The sequence below is a fragment of the Streptomyces sp. SD15 genome (assembly GCF_054462255.1).
Window position 1 is genome coordinate 204584 of record NZ_JBTLMO010000008.1, and the last position, 20893, is coordinate 225476.

A 20893-nucleotide genomic window follows, 5' to 3' on the forward strand; every position below is an offset into this window, starting at 1 on the left:
TACTCACCCCTTGGGCGGACCGCTATGGGGAGGGTGTGGCTGCAGCGACAGGTCTCGGAAGCGGCTTGTCGGCAAGCCAGGCTCTGCTTCAGAACGGGTGAACGGCAGCCGGCAGGTTCTTGGTCTCATGGTGGTACACGCGCTCCGGCCTGTGGAAACGGGACCGCTGTCGGCGGCGGATGGCGACTTGGTCCGGGAATGGCCCGGATCTTGGCCTCGGGCGCGAGACCCAGACCAGGTCCCGGGTGTCCAGCTCAACAACAGGCTTGCCGACGCAATCTGTCGTTTGCATGGCAAGGCTCGGTGCGTGCGGCGAGGGCATTCCCCGTCTGGTTGCGGCTGGCCGCATGCCGGCGACTGGGACGTGATGAGGGGGCGGATTGCGGCGTAAAGCAGAGCAGCGGACTCATAATCCGTCGGCCGTGGGTTCGAGTCCCACCCGCCCCACCTGTGCAGGTCGCTGACCTGCGGAAACGTTCATTCTTGGGTGTCGGATCGTCAACTTTGCTTGAACGGACTGAATCCGCTGCTCGTGGGTTTGGAGTCCGGCGGCGCCCACGGTACTTCCAACCCGCCTGACCTGCCGCGGAGTAGGTGTTCGAGGTTGTCGCTCGTAGTCCGGGCGACGGCTCTGAGGGCCGATGCCAAGACCCAGGGGCCGTACAGGGGCCGGGACGGCGCGGTCGTGTTCAGTCGACGGTGTCTACGGGGCGATTCGTTGTCCCATTTGCTGGTTGCGCGGCATGGGCTGTCATCGCGCTGTGGAGACACTGTCGCCCTCGCGTCGCTCGATCTGTGATGACGTCCAGGGGGTGGGGAAACTGCCCCAAGAGGAAACCGCCCGGATGGGTTACTCGCCCCTCTTGCGTAGAGCCCTGCGGTTCGACTGGTCAGGCCGGTGGGACGGTCACCAACAGGCCCTGTCCAGCTGTGGATTGTTGCGAACAGGTGTGCGCCGGCTGGGCACCAGCGCCCGCGCCTTCGAGCGCCTCGGACCAGAGCATGGCCTCCTTCAGCGTGGGTGGTAGACCGCGCCGGCACGATCGACGGGCCGGTGTCGGCGAGCACGTCCAAGGGGGGAAGCGCGCGGGTTCCCGCAATCCTGGAGGTTCCGGCGGGCGAACCCGCATATGGACGGGTCCTGGCTGTCCGTCCAGGCGCGGGTTCGGGTGGTTTGGCGATGGGGGCTTGACCTTCGAGTTGTGTCGAGGCTTTTACCGTCGGTGGTGCGACGACCTACCGCCTATCGCAGCTGGCCGAGCGCCCCGGCATCCGGCCGCAACGCTGCGCTTCTACGAGACCACCGGACTACTGCCGGCGGAGCGGACGGCGTCCGGATATCGCGGGAACGGAGATCGCGGAGGTTTCTGCCCAGGGCGGGTCTGCGCCGGGGACGGAACAGGTCAGGGCAGCAACGTGGGCAGCGAAGGTACAGGCGTCGGTGATGGCTTCGAGGCCCAGTCCGTCGAGTCGGCCGCCCAGGTGTCCCAGTGCGGTGAGGCGGTGCAGCAGGCCCGCGGTGAAGGAGTCCCCGGCCCCCACGGTGTCCACGACGTCCACGGTCGGGGTCGGGACGGTGACGCGGTGGCCGTCGAGGGAGGCGAGGGCTCCGCGCCCGCCGAGAGTGATCACGACCAGGCGCGCGCCGGCGGCGTGCCAGGTGTCGCACGCCTCCTCGGGGCTGACGCCGGGCAGGAGCAACGCGAGGTCGTCCTCGCTGAGGCGAAGGATGTCGGCGAGGGCGCACCAGTGGGGGAGCCGTTCGCGGTAGGCGGCGGGCGGTACGAGCAGGGGGCGGACGTTGGGGTCGATGGACACGGTGACGTGCTCGCGGGCCTTGGCGAGGTGGTCCTCGATGCGGGTGCCGCCGGGTTGGCGTATCAGTGCCAGGGAGCCGGTGTGCAGGCAGGCCGTGCTCTCCCACCCGGTGGTGGCGAGTTCCTCGTCGGTCCACTGCCAGTCGGCCGCGCTGTCGGCGTAGAAGGTGTACGTGGCCTGGCCGGTCTCGTCGAGGTCGGCGACGGCGAGGGTGCTGGGCTCGGGGGCGGTCACGCTGCCGGTCAGGTCGACGCCGGAGGCACTGAGGCGGGCACGGAAGAGGGTGCCGAAGACATCCGTGGAGAAGCGCCCGAGGAAGCGGGTGGGGGTGCCGAGCCGGGCGAGGGCGACGGCGGTGTTGGCGGGACCGCCACCGGGCAGGGCGCGCAGCGCGAGTTCATCGGAGCTGGACCGGGCGGGGTCGGTGAAGGCGTCGGCGACGCACTCGCCGAGGACGGTGACGCTGCTGGGGGCCTGGGGTCGGGCCATGGTGACTGTCTGCCTCTCTCAGAAAGAGCGCGGGTGGCGAAGGGCACCGGGACGGTGGCCTGATGCAGCCCTTGCACAGGTATTGACATGCCGCTCAAGACGGACGTAACTTCCCTGCCACAAGGAAGTAACGCGCGTTATTAAAGCGCGAAACCGGAGGCGTGTCGCGCCTCCGGCTGGCCGAAAGGGACTGGAAGTGGCCACGAACAAGGCGCATCGCGTGACCATGAGCGATGTGGCCCGCCACGCGGGTGTCTCGCGGACCACCGTCTCCTTCGTACTCAACGACAAGCCCGGCGCCGCCATCCCCGACGAGACCCGTCGGCGGATCCTGGAGGCGATCGACGAGCTCGGCTACCGGCCCAACGCCGGGGCGCGGGCGCTGGCCTCCAACCGCAGCGGCTGGTTCGGTCTGATCACCGAGATCGTGACCGGCCCCTTCGCGGCGGAGGTGATTACGGGCGCGCAGAGCCGCGCCTGGGGTGACCGGAGGTTCCTGCTGATCGCCGCGAGCGAGGGCGATCCCGTGCAGGAGGCCGCCGCGCTCGACCAGATGCTGGAGCACCGCGTGGAAGGGCTGCTGTACGCCACGACCTGGCACCGCGCCGTCACGCTCCCCAAGGCCGCCCGGGAGGTGCCGACGGTGCTCGTCAACTGCTACGACGCGGCAGGTGAGCTGCCGTGCATCCTGCCCGACGAGGTGTCGGGCGGTTACAAGGCGACCCGCCGGCTCCTGGATGCCGGTCACACCCGCATCGGGTTCATCAACCTCGACCCGGAGATCCCGGCCGCCACCGGCAGGCGCGAGGGTTACGAGCGTGCTCTGAGCGAGGCCGGGATCACCCCCGACCCCTCCCTCGTCATCCCCGGCTGGGCCACCGCCGACGGCGCCTACACCGCCGCCTGCGAACTGTTGGACCGCCCGGCCGCCGACCGGCCGACCGCTCTGTTCTGCGGCAACGACCGGATGGCGATGGGCGCGTACGACGCGATCAAGGAACGTGGACTGCGCATCCCGCACGACGTGGCCGTGGTGGGGTTCGACAACCAGGAACTCATCGCCGCCTATCTGCGGCCGAAGCTGACAACGCTCGCCCTGCCCTTCGAAGCCATGGGCACCAAGGGCGTCGACATGCTCGCCGCTCTCGCAGCGGGGCAGCCGCTCGACACCCACCGGGTGACGATCGACTGCCCGCTGCTCGAACGCTCGTCGGTCTGACTGCGAATCAGTCCGCCGAGTAATCCCATCCCGTCTTCGTCCTGTGTGTTGAAGAGAGGAAAAGAGTCTCCATTATGGCACCCTCCATCGCCCCGCGGCGGCTTCGGCCCGCCCTGAGAGCGGTCACCGCGACCGCCGCCGCAGCCCTGGTCCTGTCCGCCTGTACGGGTGGTTCGGGCTCCTCCGGCGCCGGTGACACCTCCGGCAACCAGCTGCTCACCATCCCGCGCGAGGATCTGGCGACGTTCACGCGCAACTTCAATCCGCTCTCCCCGCAGCCCGCCCCCATGACCAAGGAGGGGATCTACGAGCCGCTGGTCGTCCACAGCATGGCGGACGCCAAGGACACCCCGTGGCTGGCCACCAAGTGGGAGACGGCCAAGGACGGCAAGTCCCTCACGTTCACGCTGCGCGAGGGCGTGAAGTGGTCGGACGGCCAGGCGTTCACGGCCGACGACGTCGTCTACACCTTCGAGCTCCAGAAGAAGGTGCTGGGCGGCTTCGACTACCTGGACAAGGTCACCGCGGTCGACGCCCACACGGTGAAATTCTCTTTCAACAAGCCCTTCTCACCCGCCTTCTTCGAGATCGGCGCCCACTACATCCTGCCGAAGCACATCTGGTCCAAGGTGAAGGACCCGGCGAAATTCACCAACCCCAACCCGGTCGGAACCGGGCCGTACACGCAGATCCAGAAGTTCCAGAGCCAGTCGTACGAGCTGCGCAAGAACCCGAACTACTGGCAGCCCGCCAAGCAGCAGATCGCCGGCATCCAGATGCTCGCCTTCTCCGGCAACGACAGCGCCAACATCGCCTTCACCAACGGCGAGGTGGACTGGACGCAGTCGTTCATCCCGAACATCGAGAAGTCCTTCGTCGCCAAGGACAAGAAGCACAACCACTACTGGTTCCCGGCCACCGCCGCCGTGATCAACTGGCAGCTGAACACCACCAAGGCGCCGTTCAACGACCCGGCCGTGCGCAAGGCGCTCAGCATGGCCGTCGACCGCGACCAGGTCACCAAGGTCGCCATGAACGGCTACGCCGAACCCGCCGACTGCACGGGCCTGGCCCGCACCTACGACAAGTGGCGTGACACGTCGCTGGCCGCCTCCTGCACCTGGACGAAGTACGACACCGACGCGGCGGCCAAGGCCCTGGATGCGGCCGGCTACAAGGAGAGCGGCGGCAAGCGGAAGCTGAAGAACGGCAAGCCGTTCACGCTCGACATCTCCGTCGGCTCGGCCTCCTCCGACTGGATCTCGGTCGCCAACATCATCAAGCAGGACCTCGCGAAGGTCGGCATCACCGCCACCGTGAAGACGCCCGACTGGTCGGCGGTCTCGTCCTCGTACAACACCGGCACCTTCGACACCGGCATCGTCTGGAGCAACAACGGCGCCACACCGTACGAGTACTACCGCGGCGTGATGTCGACCAAGATGCTCCAGCCGGTCGGCAAGCAGGCCACGGAGAACTACCACCGCTTCGGCGACAAGAAGACCGACAAGCTCATCGACGCCTTCGCCGCCGCCGCGGACGAGAGCGCGCAGCGCGAGCAGATGAACGGCCTGCAGAAGCTCTACAACGAGGACGCGCCCGTCGTCCCGCTGTTCACCGGCCCCGAGTGGGGCGCGTACACGGACGCCCGCTTCACCGGCTGGCCCACCGAAGAGAACCCGTACGCCACCCTCAGCAACCGCAACGGCAGCACGATCCTCGTGCTCACCTCGCTGAAGCCCGTCAAGAGCTGACGCACGGATCGGCGGCCGTCCTCCTCCCCGGACGGCCGCTCCCCACCGCCCCCCACCCCCCCCACCACCCCCTACGACAGGAGCACGACCCGTGCGTCTCATCCTGCGCAACCTGGGGTTCTATCTGCTCGCCTTCTGGGCCTCCCTCACCCTGAACTTCGTGCTCCCGCGCTTCATGCCGGGCGACCCGGTCTCCCGGATGTTCGCGCAGGCCCAGGGCACGATGCAGCCCGACCAGATAGCCCAGTTGCGGAAACTCCTCGGCCTCGACCACCGCCCCCTGTGGGAGCAGTACCTCAGCTACATCAAGAGCGTCTTCACCGGCGACCTCGGCATCTCCATCACCCGCTTCCCGACCCCGGTCACCGACGTGATCAGCTCGCAGATCGGCTGGACCCTGCTTCTCGGCGGCGTCTCGTTGGTCATCGCCGCCGTTGTCGGCAACCTGCTCGGCATCGTCGCCGCCTGGCGACGCGGCGGCGTCCTCGACTCCGCCTTCCCGCCCCTGCTGATCTTCGTCGGCTCGTTCCCCTACTTCTGGCTGGCCATGGGCGCGCTGTACCTGTTCGGGGTGAGCCTCGGTTGGTTCCCCATGCGGCACGCCTACGACGTCGGACTGACCCCCGGCTTCAACGGCGAATTCCTCTCCAACGTCGCCACCCACCTGGTGTTGCCGGCGCTGACCATCGTGCTGGTCTCCATCGGCGGCTGGATGCTCGGCATGCGCAACACCATGATCGCCACAGCGGCCGAGGACTACATCACCATGGCCGAGGCCAAGGGGCTCAGCCCCTCGCGGATCATGTTCCGCTACGCCGCCCGCAACGCGCTGCTGCCCTCCGTCACCAACTTCGGCATGGCGCTCGGCTTCGTCGTCGGCGGCGCCCTGCTCACCGAGGTCGTGTTCGCCTACCCCGGCATCGGCTACCAGCTGCTGATGGCCGTCCAGGGCCTGGACTACCCGCTGATGCAGGGCATCTTCCTGACGATCACGGCGGCGGTGCTGATCGCGAACTTCCTCGTCGACCTCGTCTACGTCCGCCTCGACCCGCGCGTCCGCGTCCGCTGAAGGGGGCTGCCGACATGACCGCCATCGAGATCGCGACGGCCACCACGCCGACGACCCCCGCACGCACCTCCCGCCGACGCGGACTGGTGCGCCAGCTCATCGACAGCAAGAAGGCGTTGACCGGGCTGATCCTGCTCGCCGTCTTCGCGCTGCTGGCCCTGCTCGCACCCGTCCTGGCACCCGGCGACCCGTCGTTCATCAACTCCACGGGCAGCCAGGCCCCCTCGGCCGCGCACTGGCTCGGTACGACCGCCAAGGGACAGGACGTGCTCGCCCTCACCCTCTGGGGTGCGCGCAGCTCCCTCTTCGTTGGCTTCACCGTGGGGCTCGTGGCGACCGCGGTCGCCATCGTCGTCGGCCTCGCATCCGCGTACTTCGGCCGCGTCGTCGACGACGCGCTGACCCTGGTCACCAACATCTTCCTGCTGCTGCCTGGCCTGCCGCTGCTCATCATCCTGGCCGCGTTCCTGCCGCCCGGGACCTCCACCGTGATCCTGGTGCTCGTCGTCACCGGCTGGGCGGGCTCGGCCCGGGTCCTGCGCGCGCAGGCCAAGTCGATCCGCGGCAAGGACTTCGTAGCCGCCGCCGTCGTCACCGGAGAACGCCCCCTGCGGATCATGTTCCGCGAGATCCTGCCCAACATGGCGTCCGTGGCGATGACCACGCTGCTCGGCTGCGTGATCTTCGGCATCGGCGCCCAGGCCGGCCTGGAGTTCCTCGGCCTCGGCGACAGCAGCGTCGTCAGCTGGGGCACCAACCTGTACTGGGCCAGCAACGACGGCGCGCTGATGACCGGCACATGGTGGGCCTTCGTCCCCTCCGGACTGTGCATCGCCCTCGTCGCCTTCGCCATCGCGCTGGTCAACTACGCCGTCGACGAGATCACCAACCCCAGGCTGCGCAACCGCCGTGCCCGCCGTGAGAGGAGGGGCTGAGCCATGGAACCCGTACTTGAGGTGAACGGCCTGCGCGTCGAATACCGCAGCGACGGACGCACCGTCGTTGGCGCCGACGACGTCTCCTTCTCCATCGGCGCCGGAGAGATCTTCGGCCTCGCCGGAGAATCCGGCTGCGGCAAATCGACCATCGCCAACGCGGTGATGCGACTGCTCAAGCCCCCGGCGGAAATCACCGCGGGCAGCATCCGCTTCCAGGGCCGCGACGTCCTCGCCCTGGACGCACGGGAGCTGCGCGCCTTCCGGTGGCGGGAGATCGCCATGGTCTTCCAGTCGGCGATGAACTCGCTCAACCCCGTCCTGACCATCGGCGAGCAGATCGTCGACATCTTCACCACCCACGAGCGGATGAAGAAGCGGGCCGCGCGGGAGCGGGCCGGTGAGCTGCTGGAGCTGGTAGGCATCGACCCGGGAAGGCTGAAGGCGTACCCGCACCAGCTCTCCGGCGGTATGCGCCAGCGCGTGGTCATCGCCATGGCGGTGGCCCTGAAGCCAAGGCTGCTGATCATGGACGAGCCGACCACCGCGCTCGACGTGGTCGTGCAGCAGGAGATCATGGCGCAGATCCGCGACCTCCAGCGGGAGCTGGGCTTCTCCATCCTCTTCATCACCCACGACATGTCCCTGATGATCGAGCTGTCGGACCGCATGGGCGTGATGTACGGCGGACGGATCGTCGAACTCGCCAACGCCAAGGACCTGTTCGCGGGACCGCTCCACCCCTACGCCGAGGCGCTGATGAACGCCTTCCCGCCGCTGACCGGCCCGCGCCAAGAGCTCACCGGCCTCTTCGACGCCCCGCGCACCGCCGACAGCTGCGGCTTCCACGTCCGCTGTCCCGAGGACCGCTCGGACTGCTCCATGAACATCCCCGACCTGCGCGAGATCGCCCCCGGCCGGTGGGTGGCCCAGAGTGCCCAGGGAGCCCCCCGATGACCCAGCCCCTGCTGTCCGTACGCGGTCTGACCAAGGACTTCCAGGTCGGCACCGTCTTCTCCCGGCGCCGCGTCCGTGCCGTCAACGACGTCTCCTTCGACCTGCCGGCCGGCCGGATCACCGCCCTGGTCGGCGAGTCCGGCAGCGGCAAGTCCACCATCGCCCGCTGCCTCGCCCGCCTCGAACAGCCCTCCGCCGGACAGATACTGCTTGACGGCGAGGACATCCTGCGCACCGAGCGGCGCCGGGTATCACGGGCGTACCGCGGCAAGGTCCAGATGGTCTTCCAGGACCCCTTCGGCTCACTCAACCCCGTCCACCGCATCGAGCACTTCCTCACCCGGGCCCTCGTCCTGCACGGCCACTCCGCCACACCAGAGGCGCTGCGCGAGCTGACAGAAACGGTCGGCCTGACCGAGGACATGCTCCAGTCCTACCCGCACGAACTCTCCGGCGGCCAGCGTCAGCGCGTCTCCATCGCTCGCGCGCTGGCGGTGGAGCCGCGCCTCATCCTGGCCGACGAACCGACGTCGATGCTGGACGTCTCCGTGCGCGTCGGCGTGCTCAACCTGATGCGGCGCCTGCGCGACGAGCGGAACATCGCCATGCTCTACATCACGCACGACCTGGGCTCCGCCCGCTACCTCGCGGACACCACGATGGTCATGTTCGCCGGCGAACTCGTCGAGGGCGGCGACGCGTTGGCCGTCATGGACGCCCCCGCCCACCCCTACACCCGCCTGCTGCTGTCCGCCGTACCCGACCCCGAACGGGCCGGCAGCTACGACCCCGTCGAGCGCGCCAAGCACCGCGAGGCGATCCTCAACCCCACGTCCTGCCCCTACGGCGACGACGGCACGTGCAGCCGCACCGAGCCCGTCCGCCACATCGTCGGCGAAGACGACGGACAGCCCCACTGGGTGCGCTGCCATCTGCGCGCACCCGCCTCCGACATCGCCCGCCGCGTCCTGAAGGCCACGGACAGGCCGGACGGCGAGGCCACCGACGACCCCGAGAAAGCGGAGACCACCGCCGCATGACCCACGACCTCACCCTCCCCTCCGGCAGCCACACCGCCGAGGGGCTGGCCGAACGCGCCCTGCGCGACCCCCACCGCCCCCGCTTCCACTTCACCTCGCCCGGCGGCTGGCTCAACGACCCCAACGGGCTGAGCCACTGGAACGGCGTCTACCACCTCTTCTACCAGTACAACCCGCTCGCCGCCGCCCACCACCGCATCCACTGGGGCCACGCCACCAGCACTGACCTCGTCCACTGGACCGACGAACCGGTCGCCCTCGTCCCCGGCACCGACGGCCCCGACCGCGACGGCTGCTGGTCCGGTGTCCTGGTCGACGACGGCGGTGTGCCCACGCTCGTCTACTCGGGCAGGCACGGCGAGCACGAACTCCCCTGCGTGGCCAGGGGATCGGCGGATCTGAGGTACTGGACGAAGGACCCGGCCAACCCCGTCATCACCGCCCCGCCCGAGGGCGCCGACATCACGGCCTTCCGCGACCACTGCGTCTGGCGGGAGGGCCAGGTGTGGCGCCAGCTGGTGGGCTCGGGAATCCGCGGCATCGGCGGAACGGCCTTCCTGTACGAATCCGACGACCTGCGCAGCTGGCGCTACGTCGGCCCCCTGCTGACGGGTGACGCCTCGCAGAACCGGGGCGAGCTCGACTGGACCGGCACGATGTGGGAGTGCGTCGACCTCTTCCGGCTCGGCGAGGACGAGGAGGCCGGCAGCACCGACGCGCTGGTCTTCTCCGCCTGGGATGAGGACACCACCCACCACCCCCTGTACTGGACCGGCCGCTACCAGGGCGACACCTTCACCCCCACCGCCCTCCACCGCCTCGACTACGGCGGCCGCTACTTCTACGCCCCCCAGTCCACTCGCGACGAGCACGGCCGCCGCATCATGTTCGGCTGGCTCCAGGAGGGCCGGACGGACGAAGCGAACGCGCAGGCCGGCTGGTGCGGCGTGATGTCCCTGCCGAGGGTCGTCACGCTCGCCACGGACGGCGGCCTGCATCAGGCCCCGGTGCCGGAGCTGACCGAGCTGCGGCGGCAGCGCGTAGAGGTGGCTCCGGGCCGGCTGGCCGACCCGTACACCCGGCTGCCCGCCGTGCGCGGGGACCAGCTGGACATCGAGACAACCCTGCGTCTCGCTCCCGGAGCGACCGCCCGGCTCGTGGTCCGCGAGACACCGGACGGCGCGGAACGCACGGTCGTGGAGGTGAGCAGGGCGCACGACGGAACGGGCGGCACGCTCCGCCTGCGCCGCGAGATCAGCAGCCTCGACCCGACGGTCGACACCGAACCCCGGTACGGGGAACTGCCGTTGGACCCCGACGGGCGGGTCGACCTGCGGCTCCTCGTCGACCACTCCGCACTGGAGATCTTCGCCAACGGGCGTGCCCTGACCGCCCGCATCTACCCCACCCGCCCGGACGAGGCCGTCGGCGTCGGTATCGGTGCCGACGGCGACGTGGCCCTGGAGCGGTTCGATGCCTGGCAGATGGCGTCGGCCTTCACCGACGGACCCCGGCCGCTGTGGCCGTGACGGTCTTACACACAACCACGGCCCGCGGGGTGAACGTCACCCCGGGCCGTGGCGCACCCTCCCCTGCTCTCCTCAGGAGCCGCCATGAGCGTGTCCCGCCGCACCCTCCTGCTCGCCGGAGGAACCGCCGCCACCCTGCTGCCTCTCGGAGGCATCCTCCCCGCAGCACAGGCCGCCCCGAGCGCTGCCGGAGCGACCCCCGCCGCCACCCCGATTCCCGACCCCATCCCCGTCACCGGCACCTGGACCCGCACCTCCGACGGCGGCCAGAAGGCGACCGCCGGCCGTCGCGGGCCCGCCCTCGCCCTGTCCGAGCAGCAACTCGCGGCCAAGGGCACGTACGCGGCCCGCGTCACGCCCCAATCCTCTTCCGCCGTAGGCGCGTTGGTGTTCCGGGCAGCCCTGGACGGCTCGACCGGATACGCGGTCGCCCTCGACCCCGGCCGCTCCCGCATACGGCTCTACGACCTGACCGGCGGCGACACACTCGCCACCGCTCCACTTCCGGGCGCGCGGACCGCAAGACCCTATGACCTCGAAGTGGCAGTCGACGGACCCGAGCTGACGGTGCATGTCGACGGCAAGCGGCTCCTCCACACCGAGGACCACCGCCACGACACCGGCTCGGTGGGCCTGCTCGCCCAGGGCGGCAAGGTCACCTTCGGCCCGCCCTCCCTCTCCTCAGTCACCACCAACCTCACCGGCTGGACCACGAGCGGCGGCACCTGGACGGCGAGTCCGCTGGGCTGGCGCGCGGCCCCAACCCAGGGAGCCACCGCCCGCGCCATCACCACGACCAAGACGTACGACACCGCGCTCCAGGCCGACCTGCTCCTGCACGACGCTTCCGCCATCGCCTCACTGCTGGTGCGCACGGACGCCACGGCCACGCACGGCTACGGCGTCCAAGTCGACCCCGCCCAGGGCAGGCTGAGGCTCTACCGCATCGACGGCAACGTCACCCTCGGTACGTACGCGACCACCATCAAGGCCGACACGGTCTACCGCCTGCGCGTCGAAGCCGAACGCGACGAACTGCGCGTGCACTGGCAGACCAACTTCCTCTCTCCCGACGGCTACAGCCCTGTCATCACCGCCCAGGACTCCACCCACACCAAAGGCCGACTCGCCGTCACGGCATCGGCCGGAGCGGTGTCCTTCGAGAACATCGCCGGGGCCGATCTCGCCACCGGCCTCCAGGGCTGGACGGCCCGCTCCGGCACCTGGACCCCCGACCTGCGCGGCATCCGCGGCGAGAACGGCCTGCGCACGGCCCCCTTCACCGACGGCGACCTGGTGGCGAGAGCCGACATCACACCCGGCGGCCCCTCCTCCTCGGCCGGCCTCGTCCTGCGCGCGTCCGCGAACGGCTCCGGCGGCTACGAAGCCCGCCTGGAAGCCGGCCGCAACGCCGTCGTCCTGCTGGACCGCTCCTCCGGCGCCCGCCTCGCCTCCGCCTCCGGCCCGGTCCGGCGCATCGCGTCCGGCGGCACCTATCGCGTCGAGGCCCGAGCGACGAGCAGGACGATCGAGGTGTACGTGGACGGCGTACGGGCGCTCAAGACCCGCGTGTCCCGAACCGCGGGCGCCACCGTCGGCACCGCGGCCGCGCACGGGGCGTCGTACTTTCAGAACGTCGAGATCCGCAGCACCGCCGACTACTTCACCGAGCCGTACCGCCCCACGTACCACTACTCCCAGCTCATCGGCTCCACCAGCGACCCCAACGGCCTGGTCTACTACGACGGCGAATACCACCTCTTCCACCAGGACGAGGGCCGCTGGGCGCACGCGGTGAGCACGGACCTCGTCCACTGGCAGGCCCTGCCGATCGCCCTGCCCTGGAACGCCTACGGCAACTGCTGGTCGGGCTCGGCGGTTGTGGACGCGGACGACACCTCCGGCCTCTTCGACGGCGGCTCGGGCCTGATCGCGTACTACACCAGCTATCACCCGGACAAGCCGGGCGGAAATGCCAGCGTGCGCATCGCCTACAGCAGGGACAAGGGCCGCTCGTGGCAGTGGCACGGCGGCTCGACCCCGGCCGTGCAGAACCCGGGAGGCCCCGACGCCGGCTGGACCTTCCGCGACCCGAAGGTCATCCGCGACGAGGCTCACGACCAGTGGCTGATGGTCGTCTCCGGCGGCGATCACATCCGCTTCTTCACCTCCACCGACCTCCTCACCTGGACCCAGGTCAGCTCCTTCGGCTACGGCGACTGGGCCACGCCCGGCGTCTGGGAGTGCCCCGACTTCTTCCCACTGCCGGTCGACGGCGACAAGGACAAGGTGAAGTGGGTCCTCACCCTGAGCACCGGTGCCGTACGCACCACGAACGGCTCGGCCGCCCAGTACTTCACGGGTGAGTGGAACGGCACCGGTTTCACTCCCGACCAGAAGGCCGGCACCGTCCTGCGCGCCGACTCCGGCCGCGACTACTACGCGGCCATGTCCTTCTACGGCCTGCCCGACGACCGTCGCGTCTGGCTCGGCTGGATGAGCAACTGGGACTACCCCTTCAGCGCCCCGACCGGCGGCTGGAACGGCCAGCTGAGCACCCCCCGCGAACTGACCCTCACGGACACCGCCGACGGCGTACGCCTGGCGCAGCGCCCGGTCCCGGAGCTGGTCACGCTGCGCACGTCCACCACGACCCGCAAGGACCTCGCTGTCGGCCCCGACTCCGCGAACCCGCTCGCGGGAGTCCGGGGCATCGCCTACGAGATCGAGGCCGAGATCACCCTTGGCACCGCCAAGGAGATCGGATTCCGGCTCCGGACCGACGACGACCAGCACACGACAGTCGGATACGACGCCGAGGCGCAGGAGTTGTTCGTGGACCGCTCGGCATCGGGCCTGAGCGACTTCACGCAGTACTTCATGGGCCGCACCACCGCGCCGATGAAGACGACCGACGGCCGCGTGACCCTGCGCGTGTACGTCGACTCGTCCTCGGTCGAGGCATTCGGCGCGGACGGACAGGCTGCCGTGACCAGCCTGATCTTCCCCGGCCCGGACGCCGACGGCGTGGCCTTCTACGCCAAGGGCGGCACCGCACACATCGACTCGCTCAAGGTGCACAAGCTGGACAGCACCTTCCGCCTGGTGGATCGGGTGAAGCCGCTGGTGGCCGCCCCGACCGGCGGTGAATTCTGCTCGGACCTCGGCAACTTGACGATCACCCCCGCCGGCCGCTGGTCGACGGACAGCGCGGGCCGCGCCGGAAGCTTCGACAAGGACTCCAACGCGATCTCGTCCCGCACGGCGGCGGACTTCGACCTCACCACCCTGGTCCGGCTCGGCGGCCCCGACCCGGACACGGGCGGTGCCCTCTCCCTCCTCTGGCGCGCCTCCTCCGACGGCGCCGACGCCTACTGCCTCAACATCGACCCCGACCTGCGCGTGATCCGTCTGGTCGCCAAGGCCAACGGCTTCTTCGACGACGGCGCCGCCCTCGCCCGCGTCCCGGCCCTGGTCCGCCGCGGCACGACCTACCCCGTCCGCATCCTCACCGAGCGCGACCGCATCCAGGTGTTCCTCAACGGCGCACGGATCATCGACGTGACGGACACGACGTACGCCGATGGCCACATCGCCCTGAATGTGTTCGGCGGGAGGGCGGCGTACCAGGACACCTACGCGCAGGAGCTGTGACCGCTGGTCAAGCCGACCTGTTCCGCGCCAATCGCGGGTGTTGGGTGCTCGGTGAGCGGGCCGACCGGGAGCAGTACGCGCTGTTGTCGGCGCAGGGCATCGTGCGCCAGGCCATAGAGATCGACGGCCTGGTGTCGGTCGCCGGCGGCCGTCGCGCCATCGAAGGCCGCTTCCTGGAGGCGGGCCACCCCGTCCATGACGCCTATGTGGGCAAGCCTCATCCGGTCGCCGCAGCTCGCAATCCGGTGACCTACTTCGACTCCCCCCCCACGCGGCCCGGACCTGCGGCTGCGGGGCGCCGGTCACGCTCGGCTGGTTCCTGACCGGCCATGACCAGAAAGCCTTGCATGACCGGGTGGCCAAGATCGGCACTGTGCACCAGTTCATCGAGTGGTTCGACCGCACGTATGCCGAGGAGGAGCAGGCCATGGTGTCCCGCATCGTCTCCATCGCTCCTCATGTGAACGCCAGGAAATCGTGCAGTGCGCACGGTGCGGGGGTGGGCTGTACGAGGCTGGTCGCGGACGTCGTGTTGAGCGACGCGGGCAGTGAGCACGTCGAGTGGGCCGTCTGTGCCCGCTGGCTCAAGGAGAACTTCGACGCACACGCCTGGCTGCAGCGGCACCCCGTCGAAGCGGCCAAGCTGGACGCGGTCTGATCCCGGTCCTGCAGCTCGCACTCTGCGTGTATGCGCTGGCCTGTAAAAATGCTCCCAGAGGCTCCACCCCGGCACCCTGGGGTGGAGCCTCTGCGCGTTGGAAGGGAAATCCGCTGCGCGCGGGTTTCATTGCCGTGCTTGAGCTGGCGCGATCGTCCTCTATGTCTTCGGCGCGATCCTGCTGGCCCTCATTGAGGCCGAGTTGAGGCCGCAAGGACAGGAACAGACTGACGCGGGTTGACTAACCCCAACATGGATAACCGCATCTGACCTGCGAAAACGTCAAGGATGAGCATGGATCGGCAAGGACCGCCAAGATCCTCAAAGGACTCATAATCCGTCGGCCGTGAGTTCGAGTCCCACCCGCCCCACCTGTGCAGGTCGCTGACCTGCGGAAACGTTCATTTTTGGGTGCCGGAGCGTCAACTTTGCCTGAACGGACTGAATCCGCTGCTCGTGGGTTTGGAGTCGGGCGGTGCTCGGGGGAGCTCCACCCCCTGACCTGCGGGTGAGTAGATGATCGAGGGTGTCGCTCGCGGCCTGGGCGACTGCCTTGAGGGCCGATGCCAGGACCCAGGGGCCGTACAGGGGCCGGGACGGCGCAGACGTGTCCAGGCCGACGGTGTTTCGGGGTCGATTCGTTGTCCCATTTGATGGTTGCGTGGCTGGGGCAGCCATCCACAGGGCGGACAGTTGAGTACCGGGCCGGCGGCGGAGGCAGTGCTGATACCGGCGCGGCGGGTGCGCGGACGCGGTAGGGCGACGTCGGCTGCCGTCTGTGCTGTGGAAAACCTGTCGCTGCTGAGGAAGTGTCCCGGCGATGGCCGAGGGGCAAGGAAACGGCCCGAAGGGGAAACGGCCCCGATGGGTCACTCGACCCTCTCGGCTGGCCTCGCGCCACAGTCGCTCCCCTGGAGAACTCCTGGCTGTCAGGAACCGCTGCCACCGCAGCAGGTGCCGTGGTTTTGCCAGTTCAGGTGAAGCCCGGCTGGAGTCGGCCCGGCAGGTCCCATTCCGGGTGCGGCAGGAATGTACGGCGATCTGTCAGAGCGGTCCTCCCACTCACCGGTTGGGCCCCGCCCGGGCGGCCGGACCGGCATGCGGGCTGGTCACCGGTGCTGCGCCGTGCCCAGCTCGTCGGTGTATCGGCCGAGGACGTCCTCGGCGGTGGGGGCGGGGCCGAACAGCTGCTCCTGGCGGCGGGGGTCGGCGACGTAGCGGCCGCTGTCGAACCAGCTGAACATCGCGGCCATGTCCTTGACCAGGGGCATGAAGCGTCCGGCGATGGCTCCTGCGGCGCGGGCGACGACGGAGGGGACGGTCCGTACCTTGATCTCCTTTCCGGCCCGGTTGCCCATCAGGTCGGCCATCCCGCGCATGCTGACTGGACGGTCCCAGCCGATGTCGATGCGCTCACCGTTGTCTGCCTCGGCGTCGACGGCGGCCGCCAGGTACGCCGCGAGGTCTGAGGTGTGGACGAAGGTCAGCGGGACGGTGGTCTTGCCGATCCACGCCAGGCGGCCCTTGTCGATCGGGTTGCCCGCCATGGTCGCGATCTGGTCGAGGAAGGCCCCCGGCCGCAGTGCGACGAACGGGACGCCGAGCTGTTCGAGCTTGTCCTCGGCGAGCTTCTTGTGCCAGAAGTGCGGGACCTGGGGCGTCTGGTCGCTGGTGAGGATGCTGGTCAGGACGAACCGCCGGATGCCGGTGCGGCGGGCGGCCTCAGCGAGGTTGGCGTTGCCGACGGTGTCGATGTCGTGCGCGTTCTTGCCGCCGCGGGTGTAGCCGGCAGCGGTGGTGATGACGGCATCGGCGCCGTTCATGGCGGCGACGAGCGAGTCGAGGTCGAGCATGTCGCCGCGGGCGATCTCGACACCCCGGTTTTCGAGCCTGGTCGCGTCGGTGGTCGGCCGGACCAGGGCGCGGACGTTCTTACCGCGCCCCAGCAGTTCGTCGACGACCTTGCCGCCGAGGGAACCGGTCGCGCCGACGACGAGGACGGGGAGGGTGGTGGTCATGGGGGTCTCACTTTCCATCAGGTCAGTGGTGGTGGGGGGGGAATTGGGTGGGCGGGGTAATGGTGGTCGCGGGAGGCGGGCGCCGTCGGCCCGGGTCGCTCAGGGGGGTTGGCCTGTGGTGGGCGGGTCCGCGGCGCGGGTCACAGGCGGCCTGCAGGAGCTCGCGGGGGTCGAAGGCGGCCCGGACGCGGGTGATGCGGCCAACCTTCATGCGGGCCGGACGGCGACGGGGAAGGGCTCGCAGGCCCCGCGGGTGTCGCCCTGGCCCCGAATGAGTTGCGTCCTGCCTCCACCGGGACAGCTCGCGCTTGCCCCTCACACTGAGGCCCGTTCACCCCGGTTCTCCCCGAGGTACGGGAGTGAACGGGCGGGTTCCACCGCATCCGCCGGCTCGGCTCGCCGGGTCTTCTTCCGACAGTCGGGGAGCCTGGCTCCGTTCAGCATGGGCCTTCATGGGCCGAGTGCGCTGCGGCACTGTCGCCTTCGCGGGAACGCCGGAAACGACTCGCCCCCCCAGGCCGGAACCGGGGTGCAGGCCGAGGGGAGTTACTCGGACTCTCCCGCCGCAACGTCACGGCTGTTGATCGCGTCGGTGATGGCGTAGGCGATACGGACGAAGGACTCTGCCTGCTGCGCCGACAGGTCCCGCGCGGAGGTCTCCTCCAGGGTTCGCCACATGGCAGCGATGGGCTCGCGCATGGCACGGCCCTTGTCGGTGAGGTGGACGACCATGACGCGCCGGTCGTGTTCGGCCGGCTCGCGCACGAGCAGGCCGGCGTCCTGCATGCGGCGCAGGGACTTGGAGACGGTGGAGTGGTCCAGGCCGACGCTTTCGAGCAGTTCGGACTGGGTCTGGCCGTCCCGGTCGAGAAGTTGCATCAGCAGCAGTTCCTGTCCGGGATGCAGGTCCATCTCGCGGAGCATGGCGGCGGCGCGGGCGCGGTGAGCGCGGGCGAGCTGGAAGATCGCGTAGCTCATCGGCCCCTCGCCGGCCGTGGAGGGGGTGCGGTGTGTGGGGGCGGGCATCGGTTCCTCAGACGGTGTGGGTGGGGTAGTCGGTGTAGCCGGCCACTCCGCCACCGTAGAAGGTCGCCGGGTCGGGGGTGTTCAGCGGCGCGTCAGAGCGTAGCCGCTCGACCAGGTCCGGGTTGGCGAGCGCGAGGGCACCGACAGAGACAAGGTCGGCCGTGCCGTTGTCGACGTCCTTGGCGCGGGTGGGCAGGTCGGTGCCGGCCCGGTTGAGGATCAGCGTGGTCGGCCACAGCGCGCGCAGGGTGCCCAGCAGCTCCTCGTCGCCCGCGTGGAGGATGTGGAGGTAGGCGAGGCCGAGCGGGCTGAGGGCGCGCAGGAGCGCCGGATACAGCTCGGCGGTGTCGGACTCGGCGATGTCGTTGTAGGGGTTGCCGGGGGAGATGCGCAGGCCGGTGCGGTCGGCGCCGATCTCGTCGGCCACGGCAGCGGCGACCTCGACGGCGAAGCGGATGCGGTTGTCGATGGAGCCGCCGTAGCGGTCGGTGCGCTGGTTGGTGTTGTCGGCGAGGAACTGGTGCACGAGGTAGCCGTTGGCGCCGTGGATCTCCACGCCGTCGGCGCCTGCCGCGACGGCGGCCGCTGCGGCGCGGCGGAAGTCGTCGACGGTCGCCACGACCTCCTGCGTCGACAGCGCACGGGGCGTCGGCATCTCCTGGGGCCCGGACGCGGTGAACATCGCGCCCTGCGGCTGGATCGCCGATGGGGCGACCGGCTGACGGCCGTGAGGGGTGTTGTCAGGGTGGGAGATGCGTCCGGTGTGCATCAGCTGGATGACGATCCGGCCGTCGGCCGCGTGCACGGCGTCGGTGACCTTGCGCCACCCGGCGATCTGATCGTCATTGTGGATGCCGGGGGTGAGGAGGTAGCCCTGGCCATCGGTGGAGGGCTGGGTCCCCTCGGTGATGATGAGCGCGTGCGAGGCCCGCTGGGCGTAGTACTCGGCGTTGAGCTCGGTCGGTATGCCTTCAGGCGTAGAGCGGTCACGGGTCATGGGGGCCATGACCAGGCGGTGCGGGAGGGAGATGTCGCCGACGGTGGTCGGCGTCCAGAGGGCGTTCAGCATGAGTGGTCCTTCGGTGCGGTGATGGCCAGGTGATGATCGGAACAAGAGGGAATGGCGGGCGTGATCAGTCGAGGGTGAGGACGAGCTTGCCCCGGACATGCCCGGCGTCGCTGATCTGCTGGGCCGTGGCGGCCTGATCGAGCGGGTAGGCGGTGACGGTGGTGACGAGCTTGCCGGTCGCGGCGTCCTGCGCCAGCGCGGCCAGGCGGGCGGCCGAGCGTTCCTGGCCACCGCTGGAGAAGGTGATGCCGAGCTGGTGCGCGCGGAAGTCGGCGATGGTGACGATGCGCTCGGTGCCGCCGCGCAGGGTGATGGAGTCCTCGAGGGCTCCCTTGCCGGCCAGGTCGAACACCGCGTCCACGCCGTCGGGGGCGAGCGTCCGGACCCGTTCGACCAGGCCCTCGCCGTAGAGGGTCGCGGTGGCGCCGAGCGAGGTGAGGTAGTCCTGGTTGGCGGGGCCGGCGGTGGCGATGACGCGTGCTCCGCGGGCCGTGGCGAGCTGGACCGCCAGGGTGCCGACCGCTCCGGCCGCGCCGTGCATCAGCACGGTCTCCCCGGCGGTGACGCCGAGCAGGTCCAGGACCCGCTCGGCCGTCTCGGCGGCCACCGGCAGCGCGACCGCGTGCTGCCAGTCGAGGCCGGCGGGCTTGGGGGCCACGGTGGTGGCCAGCGCGTACTGGGCGTACGAGCCGGTGTCCGACCAGCCCAGCACCTCATCGCCGACCTGCACGTCCTGCACGCCCTCGCCGAGGGCGTCCACCACGCCGGCGAGCTCGTGACCGGGGACGGAGGGGAGCGGCGTGGGGAACACGGCCTCCAGTGCCCCAGAGCGGATCTTGCCGTCCAGCGCGTTCAGCCCGGCCGCCTTGACGCGGACGCGGATCTGCCCGGGGCCGGGCTGCGGGACATCGATGTCCGCCTCGTGCAGCACTTCAGTGTCGCCGAAACGGTCGAACAGGATGGCTTTCATGATGGCTCCTCTCATGTCGCCACCCATTTAGGTGGCTGGACACATAATCAACGTAACAGCAAACATGTGGCTAGCCAAGTATTTGCTGTCGCTCGGGCTGCGCAAGATCGGCCGCGGTCGCATCGGTCTCCTCGGGGCGGCGGTCGAAGCGGGAGGCGCTCCGCCGGAGCGCGCCTTCCGCAGCCAAGGGCTACGTCGACTGGAAGCTGGACGACCGGGCCGGCCAGCCCCTAGCGGTGCGCGGCTTCCTTCTGGTTCGGGCCCGGGTCGGCTCGCGGTTGGCCGCCCGGGCAGCCTCCAGCTCCGCGTCCCTCTCCTCCGGCCGCGCCAACAGCTTGGTGTTCGCCTGTTCCAGGCGGGAGGCCTGACGCCCCCGTACGGCCCGACCTGGTTGCGGAGTTCCCTGCCGATGAGCAGTCGTCCAGGGTCAGTACCGCCACCCGCCCGCTTCCTGTGCTTGCGCGACGACCTCACAGGCCACCAGGTTTCGCCCTTCGGTAGCTGACGGAACTCGGGTCGCCCTTCTCGCGGAGCATGTGGCCGAGCGCCTGAACGGCTCCTCGGCAAGGAAGGGCAGCAGCACGTCGTCGGCCTCTCCGCGTAACTGATCGTTTCAGAATGAAATGTGTTGTGGGGCTTGGCAGTTGGGTGTTGTGTCGGCAGGATCTGTTGGATGCCTGCTGATCTT

Annotated in this window: 15 protein-coding genes and 1 tRNA gene; 11 read left to right on the plus strand and 5 right to left on the minus strand. The window is 69.6% G+C overall.

From position 1 onward, the window contains the following. Positions 1 to 372 precede the first annotated feature (372 nt). Positions 373 to 447: transfer RNA gene (locus tag ACX28W_RS11145), tRNA-Ile, on the plus strand. Between the two features lie 861 nt (positions 448 to 1308). Here ACX28W_RS11145 and ACX28W_RS11150 read toward each other — a convergent pair. Beyond that, positions 1309 to 2307, minus strand: a complete 999-nt coding sequence (locus ACX28W_RS11150; protein WP_458998721.1) for a carbohydrate kinase family protein — start codon at positions 2305 to 2307, stop codon at positions 1309 to 1311. 196 nt (positions 2308 to 2503) lie between these two features. On the opposite strand from ACX28W_RS11150, the gene ACX28W_RS11155 reads away from it, so the two are divergent. The 10 genes from ACX28W_RS11155 (at position 2504) to ACX28W_RS11200 (ending at position 15122) form a co-directional block, all read left to right on the plus strand. After that, complete coding sequence (locus ACX28W_RS11155) at positions 2504 to 3526, plus strand: LacI family DNA-binding transcriptional regulator (RefSeq protein ID WP_458998722.1); 1023 nt, start codon at positions 2504 to 2506, stop codon at positions 3524 to 3526. Positions 3527 to 3600: 74 nt separating this feature from the next. Further along, entirely contained in the window at positions 3601 to 5280 is a 1680-nt protein-coding gene (locus tag ACX28W_RS11160) for an ABC transporter substrate-binding protein (protein WP_458998723.1), read from the plus strand. Positions 5281 to 5371: 91 nt separating this feature from the next. Further along, on the plus strand, positions 5372 to 6349 hold the full coding sequence (locus ACX28W_RS11165) for an ABC transporter permease (RefSeq protein WP_458998724.1): 978 nt from the start codon (positions 5372 to 5374) through the stop codon (positions 6347 to 6349). A gap of 14 nt (positions 6350 to 6363) precedes the next feature. Beyond that, positions 6364 to 7284 carry an ABC transporter permease gene (locus ACX28W_RS11170; RefSeq protein WP_458998725.1) on the plus strand — a complete coding sequence of 307 codons (921 nt, stop codon included), beginning with the start codon at positions 6364 to 6366 and terminating at the stop codon, positions 7282 to 7284. Positions 7285 to 7287: 3 nt separating this feature from the next. After that, positions 7288 to 8241 carry an ABC transporter ATP-binding protein gene (locus ACX28W_RS11175; RefSeq protein ID WP_458998726.1) on the plus strand — a complete coding sequence of 318 codons (954 nt, stop codon included), beginning with the start codon at positions 7288 to 7290 and terminating at the stop codon, positions 8239 to 8241. Continuing rightward, complete coding sequence (locus ACX28W_RS11180; protein ID WP_458998727.1) at positions 8238 to 9281, plus strand: ABC transporter ATP-binding protein; 1044 nt, start codon at positions 8238 to 8240, stop codon at positions 9279 to 9281. Before ACX28W_RS11175 ends, ACX28W_RS11180 begins: the two co-directional genes overlap by 4 nt. Then, positions 9278 to 10810 carry a glycoside hydrolase family 32 protein gene (locus tag ACX28W_RS11185; protein WP_458998728.1) on the plus strand — a complete coding sequence of 511 codons (1533 nt, stop codon included), beginning with the start codon at positions 9278 to 9280 and terminating at the stop codon, positions 10808 to 10810. The genes ACX28W_RS11180 and ACX28W_RS11185 overlap by 4 nt, the downstream gene beginning before the upstream one ends. A gap of 84 nt (positions 10811 to 10894) precedes the next feature. Next, positions 10895 to 14464, plus strand: coding sequence for a glycoside hydrolase family 32 protein (locus ACX28W_RS11190; protein WP_458998729.1), 3570 nt, complete (start codon positions 10895 to 10897; stop codon positions 14462 to 14464). Next, entirely contained in the window at positions 14461 to 14787 is a 327-nt protein-coding gene (locus tag ACX28W_RS11195) for a hypothetical protein (RefSeq protein WP_458998730.1), read from the plus strand. The genes ACX28W_RS11190 and ACX28W_RS11195 overlap by 4 nt, the downstream gene beginning before the upstream one ends. A gap of 32 nt (positions 14788 to 14819) precedes the next feature. Next, on the plus strand, positions 14820 to 15122 hold the full coding sequence (locus ACX28W_RS11200; protein ID WP_458998731.1) for a hypothetical protein: 303 nt from the start codon (positions 14820 to 14822) through the stop codon (positions 15120 to 15122). A gap of 1109 nt (positions 15123 to 16231) precedes the next feature. Here the strand turns inward: ACX28W_RS11200 and ACX28W_RS11205 are convergent. The 4 genes from ACX28W_RS11205 to ACX28W_RS11220 all read right to left on the minus strand — a co-directional run bounded on the left by ACX28W_RS11205 (position 16232) and on the right by ACX28W_RS11220 (position 20205). Then, positions 16232 to 17140, minus strand: coding sequence for an SDR family oxidoreductase (locus ACX28W_RS11205; protein ID WP_458998732.1), 909 nt, complete (start codon positions 17138 to 17140; stop codon positions 16232 to 16234). Positions 17141 to 17686: 546 nt separating this feature from the next. Continuing rightward, positions 17687 to 18166 carry a MarR family winged helix-turn-helix transcriptional regulator gene (locus ACX28W_RS11210; RefSeq protein ID WP_458998733.1) on the minus strand — a complete coding sequence of 160 codons (480 nt, stop codon included), beginning with the start codon at positions 18164 to 18166 and terminating at the stop codon, positions 17687 to 17689. 7 nt (positions 18167 to 18173) lie between these two features. Then, complete coding sequence (locus tag ACX28W_RS11215) at positions 18174 to 19235, minus strand: alkene reductase (RefSeq protein WP_458998734.1); 1062 nt, start codon at positions 19233 to 19235, stop codon at positions 18174 to 18176. A 64-nt stretch (positions 19236 to 19299) separates the two neighbouring features. Then, entirely contained in the window at positions 19300 to 20205 is a 906-nt protein-coding gene (locus ACX28W_RS11220) for an NADP-dependent oxidoreductase (protein WP_388864502.1), read from the minus strand. Between the last annotated feature and the right edge of the window lie 688 nt (positions 20206 to 20893).